This is a genomic window from Ensifer sp. ENS10 (assembly GCF_014852025.1).
GTDB lineage: Bacteria > Pseudomonadota > Alphaproteobacteria > Rhizobiales > Rhizobiaceae > Ensifer.
Window position 1 is genome coordinate 586301 of the sequence record NZ_JACVAS010000001.1, and the last position, 16423, is coordinate 602723.

A 16423-nucleotide genomic window follows, 5' to 3' on the forward strand; every position below is an offset into this window, starting at 1 on the left:
CGCGCGGCAGGCCGATTTAACTCATGATGTGGCGAAGGATGTCCTGCTCGGAGCCGTGGGTATCCTTGACTCGAACCGTGTATTTCGATCCCGATCGTCCGAATTCGCAGACATAGAGGTCGCGACCATTGGCGTTGACGTCGACGCGAACGTCCTGGGCGTCGTGGAAGGGAATGACGTCGCCCGCCTGCAGCCGGCTGATCGTTTCGAGCGTCAGGCTTTCGAGCCGGATGCGCGCCTCGATCGTGACGGCAGAGCGGCGAACCTGTTCTTCGAGCTGCTCGGTCCATTCGGCCTTCGCCTTGCGCTGCTGGCCGCTGCCCTTCGGGAAGACGATGGTGGTCTTCAGGAGCACGCTCTGCGGGACGATGACGGAGAAGGTGGACATGACCGGGCCGAAGCCGATCGTCATGTCGATGGCGCCCGCATGGATGTCCTCGATCATGGGATCGGGCTTGGGGCGCGATGCGCTGTTGAGCGGACGTTCGACGATCGCTTCGAACCCGCCCGGCGCGTTGACAGCGGTGCGCAACACGTCGGCGATCTTTTCGAAAAGCGGCACGGCGACGTCGATCTCGATCTGGGAGAGCGCACGCGGCTGCGGCTCTTCTATCCCGGCCGGCTCGGCGCCGAGCAGCGCCTCGACGAGAGTGATGATGATCGGGCTGTCGCAGCCGATCTGGAAATCCGCGCACCAGTTGCGCAAGGACACGTCACTGATCACCACGCCGGTACCTAGGCCGGCGATCAGCTCCCGCCGCAGCCCCGTCCGGAAACCGGCATAGCCGATCGTGACGTCAAGACCCGTTTCCGCCCGGCAGATGTCGGGCAGGAACTCACTGAAGACCTGGCCGAGTTCGAGTGCCAGCCGGCCGATCACCCTGTCGTCGCCGAGCGCGCCGGTCATGCGCGCCAGGAGTTTCCGGTCGAATGCGTGAACGTTGGATGTTGCGGAATTCATGGGATCAAGCCGCCTTGCTTTCGCCGCCGCCGCCGGGGTTCATCATTTCCTGCTCGACCGCGTCGATCGACGGACGCTCATAGGCCGAGATGGTCTTGCGGCCGTATTCGAGAGCGACCTGCGGTACCGAGCCGTTCATGTAGGCAAGCAGCGTTTGCTTGACGATGATGTAGAGGCGGTTCTGCTTCTCGCGCACCGATTTGATGTTGGCGACCAGCGGCGCGACGATCGAATAGGACAGGAACACGCCAAGCAGCGTGCCGACGAGTGCGGCTGCGATCTTGGCACCGAGAACTTCCGGCGCCTCGCTGATCGCGCCCATCGCCTTGATGACGCCGAGAACCGCCGCGACGATACCGATCGCCGGGAAGGCGTCGCCCATCGTGTTCAGCGCGTGATAGCACTTCATCTTGTCGTGGGTGATGGTCTGGATTTCTTCGTCCATCAGCGCTTCGATCTCGTGCGATCGGGCGTTGCCGATGATGATCAGACGTACGTAATCGCAGATGAAGGCGGTCAGTTCCTTGTTCTTCAGAACCGTCGGCGCTGCCTGGAAGATCGAGGATTCTTCCGGGTTGTCGATGTGGCTTTCGATCTCGTTGCGCGACTTGGTGCGCAGATCCCGCATCAGCGAATAGAGAACGCCGAGCGTGTCGAGATATTCGCGCTCCTTCGGCACCTTGTGGCGAAAGGCTTCGCCGAGCGCCTTGCCGGTATCCTTAACCACCTTCATCGAGTTGGCCATGATGAAGCCGCCGATGCCGGCGCCGCCGATGATCAGCAGTTCGAAAGGCTGGTTGAGGACCTCCATGTGGCCGCCCATGGCCAGATAGCCGCCGAGAATACAGCCGAACGTCACAAGAAGCCCGATGATGATGTTCATTTTCGATACCTGTCGCGATCCTATTTTCCGCTAACGGGATACGGTTTCATCCTTGCGTGAGGCTGGCCGGCGCGGGCGATGGGGGTCATTCATCGGAACAGGTTCGCGCAAGGCTATCCGGTCAGGATTTGTCAAGGCAGGGCGCATGCTCTGTCTGTGTCATTCCGGCAGGGGCGAACCGATCGTGACCACGACCTACACGAGCTACAAGCTGATAACGGCCGACTTGACGAAGTCGCTGGCCCGCGTTGCCGAGCAGCCGGATGTGGCGCGCGAGACGGAGTACTACCTGTCGAAGATCGGCGACGTCAAAACGATCGACGATTTCTTTGCCGATACCAGGCTCTACAACTACGCGATGAAGGCTCACGGTCTCGAAGACATGGCCTATGCCAAGGCTTTCATGCGCAAGGTGCTGACCGAAGGCATCGACAAGGACGACGCCTTTGCCAACAAGCTGACCGACAACCGCTACAAGCAGCTCGTCGAATCGCTGAACTTCGCCGCCCACGGCGCGGCCGCCACATCCTTCGACCGTGCCCAGAAGGGCGTCGCCGACAAATATGCTCGCCAGACGCTGGAGCAGAACGCCGGTGAGGAAAATGCCGGCGTGCGGCTTGCCCTCTATTTTTCGCGCATGGCGCCGACGATCAGCAGTGGCTACGCCATCATCGCCGACGAGGCGCTCGCCCAGGTGGTGCGCACCGCGTTGCAATTGCCCGACGAATTCGCGGCAACCAATGTCGATCGTCAGGCCGAGGCCTATGAAGCGGCGATCGATTTCAAGGATTTCCAGAACCCGGGCAAGGTGACCGAGTTTCTCGACCGGTTCACGGCGCTCTGGGAAACCAAAAATTCAACGGACGGTTATGATCCGCTCGCAGTCTTCGGCTCTTCGAGCGGCTACGGCATTTCTTCCGATCTTCTCCTGTCCATCAACAGCCTGAAACTCGGGGGAAATTGAACGTGCAAACCGGTCTTTACGTCGCGATTTCGTCGCAGATGGCGCTCGAGAAGCGCCTCAACACACTTGCCGACAATATCGCGAACTCCGGCACCGTCGGTTTCCGTGGCACCGAGGTGAAGTTCAATCAGATGCTCGGCGACACCAAGCCGACCAAGGTTGCCTATGTCAGCAAGGGCGAGGAATTCCTGAACACCAACAACGGCTCGCTGTCGCGCACGGGCTCGGCTCTCGACTTTGCGATCAAGGGCGATGCCTGGTTCCAGATCGAGACGCCATCCGGCCCGGCGCTGACGCGCGACGGGCGTTTCACGCTCACCGATACCGGCGAACTCGTCACTATCCGTGGCTATCCAGTGCTCGACGCCGGCGGAGCGCCGATCCAGCTCAACGGCAGCGGCGGCGAGATCACCGTCGGCGCCGATGGTGCGATCCATCAGAACGGCGTGGCTGTCGCCTCGCTCGGTCTCTATGAGGCAGATTTCAGCAAGGGTTTCATGCGCCTCGACAACAGTGCTGTTCAGCCGACGGCACAGGCCGAGCCGGTGGTCGATCGCTTCGATGTCGGCGTGATGCAGGGCTTCGTCGAGGAATCCAACGTCAATGCCATCCAGGAAATGTCGCAGCTGATCATGGTCACGCGCGCCTTCGACAACATCACTGGCCTGTTGCGTGACAGCGAGGGATCGCTCGAAGAAGCGGTCAAGACGCTCGGCGGCAGTCGCTAATTTCTGACGGGTACCGGCATGCAACGCGAAGGCCTGAAGACAAGCGCGGGATCGACATCTCTGGCAGCACTTGCCGGTTTGGTCGAGCGCTATGCAAAGCCCGAATTTTCGATCGCTCCGGGCGGACACGTGCAGACGATTTCGCCCGGTCACTACACGGTGACCGGTCTGTCGCGGCATGTGCGGCTCGGTGATTTCGTCGCCCACAAGAGTGTCACGGGAACGCATCTCGGCGAGGTGGTGCGGGTCGAACCGGAGCGGGTGGTCGTCTGCCCGATCGAACCCGGCGATCCGATTGGCATCCATGACACCGTGATCCGCAAAGGTGCCTTCCGCGTGGCTCCGACCGATCAATGGTGCGGCCGTGCCATCAATGCGCTCGGCGAGCCGATCGATGGTCTCGGGCCGCTGCTACAGGGCGATGTGCGCCGCTCGATCTCCAACACCGCGCCGCCGTCGATGAGCCGCAAGCGGGTCGAGAAGGGCTTTCTCACCGGGGTGCGGGCGATCGACATCTTTTCGCCCCTCTGCCTCGGCCAGCGTCTCGGCATCTTCGCCGGCTCCGGCGTCGGCAAGTCGACGCTGCTCTCCATGCTGGCGCGCGCAGACGCCTTCGACAAGGTGGTGATCGCGCTCGTCGGTGAGCGCGGCCGCGAAGTGCGCGAATTCATCGAGGATACGCTTGGCGACAATCTCGCAAAGTCGGTCGCGGTAGTGGCAACCAGCGACGAAAGCCCGATGCTGCGCAAGATGGCGCCATTGACCGCCGTCACCATCGCCGAGCACTATCGCGACAATGGCGACAACGTGCTGCTGATCGTCGACAGCGTCACCCGTTTCGCACACGCGATCCGCGAAGTGGCGACGGCTTCCGGCGAGCCGCCGATCGCGCGCGGTTACCCGGCCTCCGTTTTCACAGAACTGCCGCGTCTGCTCGAGCGTGCCGGACCCGGCACCGAAGGCTCGGGCACGATCACGGCGATCATCTCCATTCTCGTCGACGGTGACAACCATAACGACCCGGTCGCCGACTCCACGCGCGGCATCCTCGATGGCCACATCGTGCTCGAACGCAGCCTTGCGGAAGAGGGACGTTATCCGCCGATCAATCCGCTCGCCTCCATCTCGCGCCTGGCGCGCAAGGCTTGGACTCCCGACCAGGAAAAGCTGGTGTCGCGGTTGAAGGCGCTGATCCACCGCTTCGAGGAAACCCGCGATCTTCGCCTGATCGGCGGCTACCGCCCCGGTGGCGATCCCGACCTCGACATGGCGATCAAGCAGGTGCCGGTTATCTACGACGTGCTGACGCAGACCGCCGGTGAGCGCCCGGCGCAGGACGCCTTTGCCGATCTCGCCAATGCATTGAAGGCGGCGGCGATGGGCAATCAACCGGGCGCGAGAGCGAGGTGATGGCGGTGACCGATTACGATGCGGACGAAATGGTTCATCAGCGCAAGCGAAGCAGCCGCATGCCTATGACCGACAAGTTCCTGGCCGCGACCGGCGTAGCACTTGCCGCGTTTGCGACTTTCTTTCCCTGGTACGCCTTCTTCCATCAGGACAAGTTCACCATGCCGCCGCTCTGGCAGGGTTCCACCCGCGATCTGCCGGAGCGCGCCGCCCGCAACGTCGCCTCGGTTTCGCCGCTGGCGATGCCCGACGCGGACGGCGAGACCATGGCTGCAATCGACCAGCTGACGACGGCAACCGTGCCCGGCATCGCCGGCGGTCCGGGTCCCGAAGGGTCGGCTGCGGAAGAGGGGCTGTCACAGCCCTTTCCGGGAAAGTCCGGCTTCAAGCTGATGCATGTCGCCAATGGCCGGGCGCTGATCGAGGATGCGAGCGGCATGTATATCGTGCGCATCGGCTCCGTCCTGCCTGACAACACCCGGCTTGCCACGCTCGAGCAGCGCGACGGCCACTGGGTGATGGTCACCTCGTCAGGCGAAGTCTACCAGGCCAACTGATTTAGCAGCCCATCGTCAGAGTTGATGGTCGCGTATCTCTTCGGATGCGCGGCGCGCTGCTGTTCGCCCGCAGCGGAATGCAAGCGTCCGGACCGCGGCTACCTCCGACGAAAGTCCCACGCAAGATTACCGGCCTAGGTTCGCATCACCAAGCATGGAGCTTTTGATGCAACCGATTCAGCTTTTCGAACTCGCGTCCCGGCAGGCCCAGTGGCTGACTGTTCGCCAGAACGTGGTGGCCGGCAACATCGCCAATGCGAACACGCCGCATTACAAGGCGAAGGACGTCAAGCCGTTCGAAAGCGTGCTGCAGGATACCGGCATGCAGATGGCCGCGACCCACAAGGCGCATTTTACCGAGGGCCTCGAGGCCTCGCAGGTGGCCGAAGTCGGCATGGTCGACGGTGTGCAGATCCAGCAGTCCGGCAACAGCGTCGCGATCGAGCAGGAAATGATGAAGACCGGCGAGATCAAGCGCGACTACGAGCTCAGCGCCGGGCTTGTGAAGGCGTTTCACCGCATGATGCTGATGACGGTACGGAAGTAAGAACCATGGATCCATTGACCTCAGCCCTCAAGGTATCGGCCTCCGGCCTCCAGGCGGAATCGACCCGTCTGCGTATCGTCTCCGAAAACATCGCCAACGCCCGCTCGACCGGCGACACGCCGGGTTCGGAACCCTACCGCCGCAAGACCATCAGCTTTGCCGCCGAAGTCGACCGGGCAAGCGGCGCCTCGCTTGTCGAGATCGAACGGCAGGGCACGGATGATTCGGACTACAACATCGAGTTCGATCCGGGCAATCCGGCGGCCGACGAGAAGGGCATGGTCAAGATGCCGAACGTGAACATCCTGGTTGAGATGGCCGACATGCGCGAAGCCAACCGCGCTTACGAGGCCAACCTCCAGACCATCAAGCAGTCCCGCGATCTGATTTCCCAGACAATCGACCTGTTGAGAGCCTCGCAATAATGATCGATGCAGTCAAATCCCTCGGCGCGTTCTCGGTCACCAAAGAGACCGACGGTACCCGTTCCACATCCTCCTCGTCGTCGATCTTCGGTATGCCGGCCGCCACGCCGGGCGTGCCGCAGGGGCAAAGCTTCGCCTCGGTCCTCGGGGATATGGCGACCGACACAATCAACGCGATGAAAAAGGCCGAGGGCGCATCGCTCGACGGCATCCGCGGTCAGGCAAACACCCGTGAAGTTGTCGATGCTGTCATGAACGCCGAACAGTCGCTCCAGACAGCACTCGCCATCCGCGACAAGGTGGTCACCGCCTACCTCGAAATCGCGCGCATGCAGATCTGAAGGAACGAGACATGAAGGCCCTTTCCATTGCCGCAACCGGCATGAACGCCCAGCAGCTGAACCTCGAAGTGATCGCGAACAACATCGCGAACATCAACACGACCGGTTACAAGCGCGCCCGCGCAGAATTCTCCGATTTGCTTTATCAGACCGAGCGCGCCCAGGGCGTGCCGAACCGCTCCAACCAGGCCATCGTACCGGAAGGCGCGATCATCGGCCTCGGCGTCCAGACGGCTGCCGTGCGCAACCTGCATATCCAGGGCAGCATGGTCAACACTGGTAACGACTATGACCTGGCGCTGATGGGCCGCGGCTGGTTCCAGGTCGAGACGCCAGATGGCGAGACGGTTTATACGCGCTCCGGCGCCTTCAACAAGAATGCCCAGGGCCAGCTCGTGACCATCGACGGTTACACGGTCGTCCCCGGCATCACGGTTCCGCAGGATGCGACGGAAATCGCCTTCACCAGCTCCGGCCAGGTGATGGTGCGCATCGGCAACGATCCCGCGATGCAGGAAATCGGTCAGCTGACGATCGCCAACTTCGTCAACGAGGCCGGTCTCGAGCCGCAGGGTGACAACCTCTTCAAGCAGACCCCAGCTTCCGGCGACGCGATCGTCGGCACGCCGGCGGACCCGGGCTTCGCGCAGATCAAGCAGAAGTATCTCGAGGCGTCCAACGTCGATCCGGTGAAGGAAATCACCGACCTGATCTCGGCCCAGCGCGCCTACGAGATGAACTCCAAGATCATCCAGGCGGCCGATGAAATGGCGGCCACGGTGAGCAAGAACCTCAGGTAACGAAAGAGGGGGCAAACATGATGTTTCGCCGATCCGCAGACATCAAGGTATCGAAGGGCGACAGCGCATCCAAGGCGCTTCGTCTGGCGGCTGGCGCCTTGCTTGCCGCCACTTTCCTGTTGCCTTCGGCGAGCCTCGCGGAGCGGCCAACCGCGGTGATCCCGACCCGGACGATCTATCCGGGCGAAACGATCGACCGCAGCCGCGTCGAGGTTGTCGACGTTACCAACCCCGATCTCGCGGACGGCTACATCAGGACCCTCAACGAAATCGATGGCAAGGTCACCAAGCGCACGCTTCTGCCCGGTCGGGTGATCCTCGCAAACGCACTGCGCGAGCAGTATGCCGTCGAGCGCGGCTCCACCGTGCGCCTCGTCTTCAGCAATGGCGGCCTGACTATCAGCGCCGCCGGATCACCGCTCCAGGATGCCGCCGTCGGCGAACTGATCCGGGCGCGCAACATCGATACCGGCATCATCGTTTCCGGAACGGTAATGGCCGACGGCACTGTCCATGTGGTGGCGAAATGAAAATGCTTGCCTGCAAATGGTTCCTGACGCTGGCCGTCGCGATCTCGACGGCGCTGACGCCGGCTTTCGGCGCGTCCAGGATCAAGGACGTCGCCTCGCTCCAGGCGGGACGCGACAACCAGCTCATCGGCTATGGCCTCGTCGTCGGCCTTCAGGGAACCGGCGACAGCCTGCGTGCCTCGCCGTTCACCGACCAGTCGATCCGCGCGATGCTGCAGAATCTCGGCATCTCCACCCAGGGCGGCGATTCCCGCACGCGCAACGTTGCGGCCGTTCTGGTGACGGCGACGCTGCCGCCGTTCGCAAGCCCCGGCAGCCGCGTCGATGTGACCGTAGGGTCGCTCGGCGATTCCACCTCGCTTCGCGGCGGCACCCTGGTGATGACCTCGCTCTCCGGCGCGGACGGCCAGATCTATGCAGTCGCGCAAGGGTCCGTCGTCGTGACGGGCTTTGCCGCGCAGGGCGATGCGGCAACCCTCAACCAGGGTGTGACGACGGCCGGGCGCGTGCCCAATGGCGCAATCATCGAGCGCGAGCTGCCGTCCAAGTTCAAGGACGGCTTCAACCTCGTTCTGCAACTGCGCAACCCGGACTTCTCGACGGCTGTCGGCATGGCTGCGGCGATCAACAAATATGCCGCCCAGCAATATGGCGGTCGCATTGCCGAGGCACGCGATTCCCAATCCGTGCTCGTCGAAAAGCCGAAGATGGCCGATCTCGCTCGGCTGATGGCCGATATCGAAAACATCGTGATCGAGACGGACGTCCCGGCCCGCGTCGTCATCAACGAACGCACCGGCACGATCGTGATTGGCCAGGACGTTCGCATCAACGAGGTGGCGGTGAGCTACGGCACCCTGACCGTCGAGGTCAGCGAGACGCCGACGGTGGTTCAGCCGCTGCCATTCTCGCGTGGACGAACGGAGGTGGAACCGAACACCACCATCAACGCGCAGTCCGATGGCGGCACGGTGGCGATCCTCAACGGATCGAGCCTTCGCTCGCTCGTCGCCGGCCTTAACAACATCGGTGTCAAGCCGGACGGCATCATCGCCATCCTGCAAAGCATCAAAACGGCCGGGGCCCTTCAAGCGGAGCTAGTGCTGCAATGACGGCGAACATGAACCCATCTTTCGGCAAGGTCCGCAATCTGTTGCTTGTCGGCGCGGCCGCCGCTTCGATGCTGACGATGCCCGGCGCCTTCGCCCAGGACGTTACCGCGCCTCCGGCAACCGACGCGACGCAGAATGAGATCCAACAGTTCTGCACGAATATTGCCGACGCCGCCCGCGACCAGCGCTACGTGCTGCAGCGCAAGGACCTCGAGACCTTGCAGGCAAGCATCGATGAACGCATCGCCACGCTGGAGAAGCGACGCGACGAATACGAGGACTGGCTGAAACGCCGCAACGACTTTTTGAAACAGGCCCAGCTCGGTCTTGTCGACATCTACAAGACGATGAAGCCGGATGCGGCTGCCGGCAAGCTGGAAATGGTCAATCCGGAGATCGCCGCTGCGATCGTCATGCAGCTGCCGCCGCGACAGTCGTCTCTGATCCTCAGCGAAATGACGGACGAAAGGGCGGCGATCCTTACCAATATCATCTCGAGCGCCAGCGACCCGAACACCTCGAAGGAACCATCATGAAAATGCGTCTAACGGCCGTGCTGACGGCGGGTCTCCTTGCCGGGTGTCAGAACCAGGCGTTCAACGAGATTGGTCGGGCGCCTTCGATGAGCCCGATCGGCAGCGGTCTGCAATATTCCCAGACGCCGCAGCTTGCCATGTATCCGAAGCAGCCGCGCCAGGTGGTAAGTGGCTACTCGCTCTGGAACGACCAGCAGGCCGCCCTGTTCAAGGACGCGCGCGCGATCAATGTCGGCGACATCCTGACGGTCGATATCAAGATCAACGAAGGCGCCACCTTCGACAACAAGACGGATCGCAGCCGCAAGAACAGCAGTGGCTTCAACGTCGGTGCCAACGGCAAGTCGGAGGCCAGCGATTTCGGCTGGGAGGGCGACCTGAAATATGGGTCGAATACCAAGACCGAGGGCGACGGCACGACCGAGCGTTCGGAAAAGCTGAGGGTGCTCGTCGCCGCAGTCGTGACCGGAGTTCTCGAAAACGGCAACCTCTTGATCAGCGGTTCGCAGGAAGTGCGCGTCAATCACGAACTGCGCATCCTCAACGTTGCCGGCATCGTGCGGCCGCGGGATGTCGATGCCGAGAACGTCATCAACTACGACCGCATCGCCGAGGCACGCATCTCCTATGGCGGCCGCGGTCGCTTGACCGAGGTGCAGCAGCCGCCCTACGGCCAGCAGTTCATGGACCTATTTTCGCCGATCTGATCGGCAGGGAACGGCAAGATGGAAGAATTGGATACCGCCACCGCGCCGAAGTCGCCGTCAAAGGTGATGACCATCGCGATCGTCGCCGTGCTGACGCTCGTTGCCGGCGGCGGCGGCTGGCTGGTCGGCGGCCTGCTCGCGCCGCCTCCGCCGAAGGAGCAGGTCGAGGCGACCAAGGAACCGGCCGCCAACGCCACGGGCGAAGAGGGCCTGCCGAAGGTCGCGACCGAAGCGAACGGTGTCGTCCAGCTGGAGCCGATCACCACCAACCTTGCCTATCCTTCGGAGAACTGGATACGGCTCGAGGTGGCGCTGCAGTTCGACGGCGCGCCCGATCCCAAACTGGCGGAACAGATCCACCAGGATATCGCCGCCTATCTGAAGACGGTCTCGCTGCAGCAGATCCAGGGGCCGCGCGGCTTTCAATATCTCCGGGATGACATTCAAGAGCGGGTTGACCTGCGCTCCGATGGGCGCGTAACCAATGTGATGTTCAGAACCTTCGTCATCCAATGATTCGATAAATGGTCCGGCTTGTCGCCTTCATAGTCGCCATGATGGCGATGTCCGGTATTGCCGGCGCCCAGAGTTTTCCCTCTGATATCCTGAATACACCTATCGACGGGTCGGCCGCCTCGTGGATCATCCGCACTTTCGGTCTTCTGACCGTTCTGTCGGTGGCCCCAGGCATCCTGATCATGGTCACCAGCTTTCCGCGCTTCGTGATCGCCTTTGCGATCCTGCGCACCGGCATGGGCCTCGCGACCACGCCGTCCAACATGATCATGGTGTCGCTGGCCCTGTTCATGACCTTCTATGTCATGGGGCCGACCTTCGATCGCGCATGGCGCGACGGCATCGATCCGCTCATGAAGAACCAGATCACCGAGGCCGAGGCGATCCCGCGGATCAGCGAGCCGTTCCGCGAATTCATGCTCGCCAACACCCGTGATAAGGACCTGCAGCTCTTCATCGATATTGCCAAGGAAAAGGGCCAGACGGTGGTCGTGGACGACAAGGTGGATCTGCGCGCTGTCGTGCCGGCCTTCATGATCTCCGAAATTCGCCGCGGCTTCGAAATCGGCTTCCTGATCATGCTGCCATTCCTGGTGATCGACCTGATCGTTGCCACCATCACCATGGCCATGGGCATGATGATGCTGCCGCCGACGGCGATCTCGCTGCCCTTCAAGATCCTGTTCTTCGTGCTGATCGACGGATGGAATTTGCTCGTCGGCAGCCTGGTGCGCTCCTTCAGCTAGATACCCGTCATCAAAGGTTTGAGCGCTTCGAAAAGCGCAAACAAAAAAGGCAGCGCCTTGGCGCTGCCTTTCGTCGTTCGGGGTCGAGTGTCGGATCGCTCAGCGCTCGAACGAGCCAGTCCGCGCCGGTAGGGCCGGAACGTCGATGTGATCCGGCGCCAGACCTCTCTTCGCGCGGTCAGCCATCATTTCGTAGCCCTGTTCCAGGTGGCGGCAGAAGCGTTCGGCATCGAACAACGGCATGCGGAACCGGTTCTCCTCGAGGGTCTTTCGATAGTCGGCGATCCTGTCTCGGTTGTTGTAGAGCGCGACCGCCTCGCGAACATAGTCCTCCGGCCCGGCGGCTACGAGTTCCGGCACGCCAATGGCGTTGAGCAGGCTCTCACTCACGCGTGAGGCGAAGTTGGTGCCTTTGAAGGTCAGCACCGGAAGGCCGGCCCAGAGCTGTTCCGAGGTCGTCGTGTGGCCGTTATAGGGATAGGTGTCGAGGCCGATGTCGGCGACCGGGATACGGCTGATGTGGTCTTGATAGAGGACCTTGGGGCAGACGATGATGCGCTTGGTGTCGAGGCCGGCACTCTTGAACTTTGCGATGATGTTCGCTCGCGCATCCGGGCGGCTGCACATCAGCCAGAGCACGCTGTCCGGGGTCTGCTGAAGGATCTCGATCCACAGGTTGATCGTCTGCAACGAGATCTTGCGGTTGGCGTTGAACGACGCGAAGACGAATACTTCCTCGGGAAGGCCGAGCTGGCGACGCGACAATGGCTGCGGCAGCGGGCGGTTGAGAGGGTCGTTCGGCTGATAGGTGTCGGGAAGCCGGCAGTATTTCTCGTAGTAGTGCGGTTCGCTGCCATCCGGCAGGACATGGGGGTCGCCGATGATGTAGTCGAGGTCCACATTGACCGTCGTCCCGGGAAAGCCGAGCCAGCTCACCTGAACCGGAGCGGTCTGCCGGTTGAAGATGTTCACCCGGCTCTCGAGCGTGTGTCCTTTGAGGTCGACAAGAATGTCGATGTTCTCGGAACGGATGACCTCCGCCGCTTGGTCATCGCTAAGGTCGTTGATGGAAACGATCTTGCCCCACTTTTCGCGGGACCCGTCGTCGCGCACGACGTTGTTGGGCGATGTGTGGCAGAAGAGAGTGATATCGAAACGCGAGCGATCGTGCGCCGTGAGCACGGCTGCGAGCAGCTTCATGGTCGCGTGGTCGTGCCAGAAGTCGGAAGAGACATAGCCGATACGGATGCGGTCGTTCCAGGCATGTGGCATGGCGCGGCGGGCTTCCGTCAGTCCGGCAGGGAAGGGACGGTGCTGCGCGCCGGCAATCCGGTTCAGCCGTTCGTCGCCGCACCAGGTGATATGGTAATAGGGCGCCTCGGCGGCGAGGATATCCGCCTCGCCGAGCCTCAGCGCTCGGTCGATGTCGCGGCTGTGTTTCTCGACTTCGGCAAAGTCGTTTGCCTCGCGGGCATAGACGAGATAGGCGGAGCGCAATGTCGTGTTCTTGGGGTGCGTCTTGAAGAGATTTGCGACGGCCTCACGGTCTAGCGCATCGTTGACATCGGCTGTCAAAAGTTTGAATGCCAGCGATTGATGATGGCGATTGGCGCTGGTCGACAGCGGTGCCTTGAACAGGCCGAGGATTTCCTTCTGGTCGCGCTTGAGGAAGATCGAAGCAATGATGAATGCGATCTCCGGATCCGTCTTGGCTTTCTCCAGCAGCGGGAGGCCGATGGCCAGAGCTTCGTCCTCGTGTCCATTGACGAAATAGAGTTTCATCGCCTCGGTCAGATAGTCCTGCGACCGCGAACCGCCGGCCTCTCCAGCGAGCTGGTAGGCGCGTGCCGCCTCGGGCTTGAAGCCGAGCTTCAGCAGAACCTTGGCGAGCAGCACAAAGGTCTTCGTATCCCGATTGATATTCATCAGGATGTTGAGCTGGTCGAGCGCGTCCGTGTACTGGCCTTTCTGATATTGCCGGGAAGCGGTCGAGAAAATGGCTTGGGCGTTCACTGATAGCTCCGTCGTCTGGGCTGCCGGCATCAAAGGCTTGGCACCTCGATGTCGCAAAGCAGGTCTCGTGGCCATCGTAGTAATGGGAGCTTGCCTCAGGCATGACGCGTCAACCCCGATCAAAGCCTGGTCCTGTCTCGCAAGGGGCCATTCGAACGGCGCGTTTGGCGACCTGGGCCGTCCACTTAAGGCGTTGTTAAGTATAAATTATCTCTCGTTGAGACCGCTTCGGCATTTAAGGAATTCGCAAGCATTGGGCTCGATATTCGGCCTCACATGACGGGTTTGGTTTCTTCCGAGAAAGTCGTTGGAACCGAGAGGCATGAAGCCGATCCATCATCACCGGTAGTGTAAACAGTCCGGTATGTCCCCCAATCGTCTTAAGTAATAAAGGGACACTCTAATGACGAGCATCATGACCAATTCCGCCGCAATGGGCGCTCTCGCTACCCTGCGTTCGATCAATTCGGATATGGAAACCACCCAGGACCGCATCTCGTCGGGCCTGCGCGTCGGTTCCGCTGCCGACAACGCCGCTTACTGGTCGATCGCGACCACCATGCGTTCGGACAACAAGGCGCTCTCGACCGTTCAGGACGCCCTCGGCCTCGGCGCTGCCAAGACCGACGTTGCCTACACGGCCATGGAAAATTCCAAGAACGTCGTCGACGAGATCAAGAAGAAGCTGGTTGCCGCCAGCGAGCCGGGTGTCGACAAGAGCAAGATCCAGAAGGAAGTCAAGGAGCTGCAGAACCAGCTCGTGAGCATCGCGAAGTCGGCTTCGTTCTCCGGCGAAAACTGGGTCTACAACGACGCCAACAACACGGCTGCCACCAAGTCGATCGTCGGTTCGTTCAACCGCGACAACCAGGGCAATGTCAGCCTGACGCAGCTCCAGTTCGACACGAACAAGAGCTCGCTGATCCAGGTCGACGCCACCGGCGCTAACGTTACGACCGGCGGCACCGGCCTGCTCTCCAGCTACATGGAATACAAGCTGGCGACCAACGGTTCGACGGTCACGACCGGCTACAGCGTGCTGTCGATGGACATCACCAACATGACCACCGGTGCTCTGGCAGAAGCCATCTCGGGCGTTGACGCAACGCTGCTGCAGATGACCGACGCTGCTGCCGATCTCGGTGCGCTCAACAGCCGCGTTGAACTGCAGCAGAACTTCGTTCAGGACCTCTCGGACTCGATCGAGAAGGGCATCGGCAAGCTCGTCGACGCTGACATGAACGAAGAGTCGACCCGCCTGAAGGCTCTGCAGACGCAGCAGCAGCTCGGTATCCAGGCGCTCTCGATCGCCAACTCGAACTCGCAGAACATCCTGTCGCTGTTCCGTTAATCGGGCGCCAGGCGGCGCGGGTCCCGGCCCGCGCCCGACTGCAGAAAATCGAAACCGCGCTTCGCAAGAGGCGCGGTTTTTTGTTGTGCCAAATCGGATGTTGGAGCGTTTCGAAAAATAATCGCGGCGTCTTAGGTTGCCGTTAACCACGATGGTGTTTGCTGTGTCCATCGAAGGAGCGGGTTAACCAACAACAACAACCGGTTAACAGGCATGAGGCTGACCGCTGCTTCCCGGTAGCTCCCGGAATGTCCCTTTTTCACGAGTATTGCCAACAAGGGGCACTCAGCCAATGACCAGCATCATGACGAACACCGCCGCAATGGCGGCTCTCTCCACTCTGCGTTCGATCAATTCGGATATGGAAACCACCCAGGACCGCATCTCGTCGGGCCTGCGCGTCGGTTCCGCTGCCGACAACGCCGCTTACTGGTCGATCGCGACCACCATGCGTTCGGACAACAAGGCTCTCGGCACGGTTCAGGACGCCCTCGGCCTCGGCGCTGCCAAGACCGACGTTGCCTACACGGCCATGGAAAACTCCAAGGACGTCGTCGACGAGATCAAGAAGAAGCTGGTTGCCGCCAGCGAGCCGGGTGTTGACAAGAGCAAGATCCAGAAGGAAATCAAGGAGCTGCAGAACCAGCTCATCAGCATTTCCAAGTCGGCTTCGTTCTCCGGCGAAAACTGGGTCTACAACGACGCCAACAACACGGCTGCCACCAAGTCGATCGTCGGTTCGTTCAACCGCGACGCCCAGGGCAATGTCAGCCTGACTACGCTCCAGTTCGACACGAACAAGAGCTCGCTGATCCAGGTCGACGCTACCGGCGCTAACGTCACGACCGGCGGCACCGGCCTGCTCTCCAGCTACATGGAATACAAGCTGGCGACCAACGGTGCGACGGTTACGACCGGCTACAGCGTGCTGTCGCTCGACATCACCAACATGACGGTGGGCGCTCTGGCCGAAGCCATCTCGGGCGTTGATGCGACGCTCCTGCAGATGACCGACGCTGCTGCCGATCTCGGTGCGCTCAACAGCCGCGTTGAACTGCAGAAGAACTTCGTTCAGGACCTCTCGGACTCGATCGAGAAGGGCATCGGCAAGCTCGTCGACGCTGACATGAACGAAGAGTCGACCCGCCTGAAGGCTCTGCAGACGCAGCAGCAGCTCGGTATCCAGGCGCTCACGATCGCCAACTCGAACTCGCAGAACATCCTGTCGCTGTTCCGTTAATCGGGCGCCAGGCGGCGCGGGCTCCGGCTCGCGCCCGACTGCAGAAAATCGAAACC

At 61.6% G+C, this 16423-nt stretch carries 19 protein-coding genes; 16 read left to right on the forward strand and 3 right to left on the reverse strand.

Going from position 1 to position 16423, the window contains the following annotated elements:
- Positions 1-16 precede the first annotated feature (16 nt).
- On the reverse strand, positions 17-961 hold the full coding sequence (locus IB265_RS02865; protein ID WP_057248204.1) for a FliM/FliN family flagellar motor switch protein: 945 nt from the start codon (positions 959-961) through the stop codon (positions 17-19).
- Between the two features lie 4 nt (positions 962-965).
- Entirely contained in the window at positions 966-1844 is an 879-nt protein-coding gene (motA, locus tag IB265_RS02870) for a flagellar motor stator protein MotA (protein WP_057248205.1), read from the reverse strand.
- 184 nt (positions 1845-2028) lie between these two features.
- Here motA and IB265_RS02875 point away from each other — a divergent pair, with 184 nt between their 5' ends.
- From IB265_RS02875 to fliP, 14 genes are all read left to right on the forward strand, one after another.
- A complete protein-coding gene (locus tag IB265_RS02875) occupies positions 2029-2808 on the forward strand; it encodes a DUF1217 domain-containing protein (RefSeq protein ID WP_057248267.1) in 780 nt (259 codons plus the stop codon).
- Between the two features lie 2 nt (positions 2809-2810).
- Positions 2811-3536, forward strand: a complete 726-nt coding sequence (flgF, locus tag IB265_RS02880; protein WP_057248206.1) for a flagellar basal-body rod protein FlgF — start codon at positions 2811-2813, stop codon at positions 3534-3536.
- Positions 3537-3554: 18 nt separating this feature from the next.
- Positions 3555-4946, forward strand: a complete 1392-nt coding sequence (gene fliI / locus IB265_RS02885) for a flagellar protein export ATPase FliI (RefSeq protein ID WP_058323545.1) — start codon at positions 3555-3557, stop codon at positions 4944-4946.
- A complete protein-coding gene (locus tag IB265_RS02890) occupies positions 4946-5503 on the forward strand; it encodes a hypothetical protein (RefSeq protein ID WP_057248208.1) in 558 nt (185 codons plus the stop codon). Before fliI ends, IB265_RS02890 begins: the two co-directional genes overlap by 1 nt.
- A 166-nt stretch (positions 5504-5669) precedes the next feature.
- Positions 5670-6050 carry a flagellar basal body rod protein FlgB gene (gene flgB, locus IB265_RS02895; RefSeq protein WP_057248268.1) on the forward strand — a complete coding sequence of 127 codons (381 nt, stop codon included), beginning with the start codon at positions 5670-5672 and terminating at the stop codon, positions 6048-6050.
- Between the two features lie 5 nt (positions 6051-6055).
- A complete protein-coding gene (gene flgC / locus IB265_RS02900; protein ID WP_057248209.1) occupies positions 6056-6475 on the forward strand; it encodes a flagellar basal body rod protein FlgC in 420 nt (139 codons plus the stop codon).
- Positions 6475-6816, forward strand: a complete 342-nt coding sequence (locus IB265_RS02905) for a flagellar hook-basal body complex protein FliE (protein ID WP_057248210.1) — start codon at positions 6475-6477, stop codon at positions 6814-6816. The genes flgC and IB265_RS02905 overlap by 1 nt, the downstream gene beginning before the upstream one ends.
- A gap of 11 nt (positions 6817-6827) precedes the next feature.
- The gene (gene flgG / locus IB265_RS02910; RefSeq protein WP_057248211.1) at positions 6828-7616 is read left to right on the forward strand and encodes a flagellar basal-body rod protein FlgG; all 789 of its coding nucleotides are present in this window, start codon (positions 6828-6830) and stop codon (positions 7614-7616) included.
- Between the two features lie 17 nt (positions 7617-7633).
- Positions 7634-8146 (forward strand): flagellar basal body P-ring formation chaperone FlgA, encoded by a 513-nt coding sequence (gene flgA, locus IB265_RS02915; RefSeq protein WP_082615704.1) that lies wholly within the window; start codon positions 7634-7636, stop codon positions 8144-8146.
- Complete coding sequence (locus IB265_RS02920) at positions 8143-9258, forward strand: flagellar basal body P-ring protein FlgI (protein ID WP_057248212.1); 1116 nt, start codon at positions 8143-8145, stop codon at positions 9256-9258. Before flgA ends, IB265_RS02920 begins: the two co-directional genes overlap by 4 nt.
- A gap of 8 nt (positions 9259-9266) precedes the next feature.
- Positions 9267-9794 (forward strand): MotE family protein, encoded by a 528-nt coding sequence (locus tag IB265_RS02925; RefSeq protein WP_373419912.1) that lies wholly within the window; start codon positions 9267-9269, stop codon positions 9792-9794.
- Positions 9791-10501 carry a flagellar basal body L-ring protein FlgH gene (flgH, locus tag IB265_RS02930; RefSeq protein ID WP_057248214.1) on the forward strand — a complete coding sequence of 237 codons (711 nt, stop codon included), beginning with the start codon at positions 9791-9793 and terminating at the stop codon, positions 10499-10501. Before IB265_RS02925 ends, flgH begins: the two co-directional genes overlap by 4 nt.
- An 18-nt stretch (positions 10502-10519) precedes the next feature.
- Complete coding sequence (locus IB265_RS02935; protein ID WP_057248215.1) at positions 10520-11017, forward strand: flagellar basal body-associated FliL family protein; 498 nt, start codon at positions 10520-10522, stop codon at positions 11015-11017.
- 8 nt (positions 11018-11025) lie between these two features.
- Complete coding sequence (gene fliP / locus IB265_RS02940; protein WP_057248216.1) at positions 11026-11763, forward strand: flagellar type III secretion system pore protein FliP; 738 nt, start codon at positions 11026-11028, stop codon at positions 11761-11763.
- Positions 11764-11862: 99 nt separating this feature from the next.
- Here fliP and IB265_RS02945 read toward each other — a convergent pair whose 3' ends face one another.
- A complete protein-coding gene (locus IB265_RS02945) occupies positions 11863-13806 on the reverse strand; it encodes a glycosyl transferase (RefSeq protein WP_057248217.1) in 1944 nt (647 codons plus the stop codon).
- Between the two features lie 373 nt (positions 13807-14179).
- On the opposite strand from IB265_RS02945, the gene IB265_RS02950 reads away from it, so the two are divergent.
- Together IB265_RS02950 and IB265_RS02955 are read left to right on the forward strand one after the other, a co-directional pair.
- Positions 14180-15127 (forward strand): flagellin, encoded by a 948-nt coding sequence (locus tag IB265_RS02950; protein ID WP_192494619.1) that lies wholly within the window; start codon positions 14180-14182, stop codon positions 15125-15127.
- A 292-nt stretch (positions 15128-15419) separates the two neighbouring features.
- Entirely contained in the window at positions 15420-16367 is a 948-nt protein-coding gene (locus IB265_RS02955; RefSeq protein WP_192494620.1) for a flagellin, read from the forward strand.
- The last annotated feature ends 56 nt before the right edge of the window (positions 16368-16423 follow it).

What these genes read in the sequence shown, in the direction of transcription:
- IB265_RS02865 (WP_057248204.1), bottom strand. Translation starts at nt 961, where the DNA reads ATGAATTCCGCAACATCCAACGTTCACGCATTCGACCGGAAACTCCTG.
- motA (WP_057248205.1), bottom strand. Translation starts at nt 1,844, where the DNA reads ATGAACATCATCATCGGGCTTCTTGTGACGTTCGGCTGTATTCTCGGC.
- fliI (WP_058323545.1), top strand. Translation starts at nt 3,555, where the DNA reads ATGCAACGCGAAGGCCTGAAGACAAGCGCGGGATCGACATCTCTGGCA.
- IB265_RS02890 (WP_057248208.1), top strand. Translation starts at nt 4,946, where the DNA reads ATGGCGGTGACCGATTACGATGCGGACGAAATGGTTCATCAGCGCAAG.
- flgB (WP_057248268.1), top strand. Translation starts at nt 5,670, where the DNA reads ATGCAACCGATTCAGCTTTTCGAACTCGCGTCCCGGCAGGCCCAGTGG.
- flgC (WP_057248209.1), top strand. Translation starts at nt 6,056, where the DNA reads ATGGATCCATTGACCTCAGCCCTCAAGGTATCGGCCTCCGGCCTCCAG.
- IB265_RS02905 (WP_057248210.1), top strand. Translation starts at nt 6,475, where the DNA reads ATGATCGATGCAGTCAAATCCCTCGGCGCGTTCTCGGTCACCAAAGAG.
- flgG (WP_057248211.1), top strand. Translation starts at nt 6,828, where the DNA reads ATGAAGGCCCTTTCCATTGCCGCAACCGGCATGAACGCCCAGCAGCTG.
- flgA (WP_082615704.1), top strand. Translation starts at nt 7,634, where the DNA reads ATGATGTTTCGCCGATCCGCAGACATCAAGGTATCGAAGGGCGACAGC.
- IB265_RS02920 (WP_057248212.1), top strand. Translation starts at nt 8,143, where the DNA reads ATGAAAATGCTTGCCTGCAAATGGTTCCTGACGCTGGCCGTCGCGATC.
- IB265_RS02925 (WP_373419912.1), top strand. Translation starts at nt 9,267, where the DNA reads ATGAACCCATCTTTCGGCAAGGTCCGCAATCTGTTGCTTGTCGGCGCG.
- flgH (WP_057248214.1), top strand. Translation starts at nt 9,791, where the DNA reads ATGAAAATGCGTCTAACGGCCGTGCTGACGGCGGGTCTCCTTGCCGGG.
- IB265_RS02935 (WP_057248215.1), top strand. Translation starts at nt 10,520, where the DNA reads ATGGAAGAATTGGATACCGCCACCGCGCCGAAGTCGCCGTCAAAGGTG.
- fliP (WP_057248216.1), top strand. Translation starts at nt 11,026, where the DNA reads ATGGTCCGGCTTGTCGCCTTCATAGTCGCCATGATGGCGATGTCCGGT.
- IB265_RS02945 (WP_057248217.1), bottom strand. Translation starts at nt 13,806, where the DNA reads ATGCCGGCAGCCCAGACGACGGAGCTATCAGTGAACGCCCAAGCCATT.
- IB265_RS02950 (WP_192494619.1), top strand. Translation starts at nt 14,180, where the DNA reads ATGACGAGCATCATGACCAATTCCGCCGCAATGGGCGCTCTCGCTACC.
- IB265_RS02955 (WP_192494620.1), top strand. Translation starts at nt 15,420, where the DNA reads ATGACCAGCATCATGACGAACACCGCCGCAATGGCGGCTCTCTCCACT.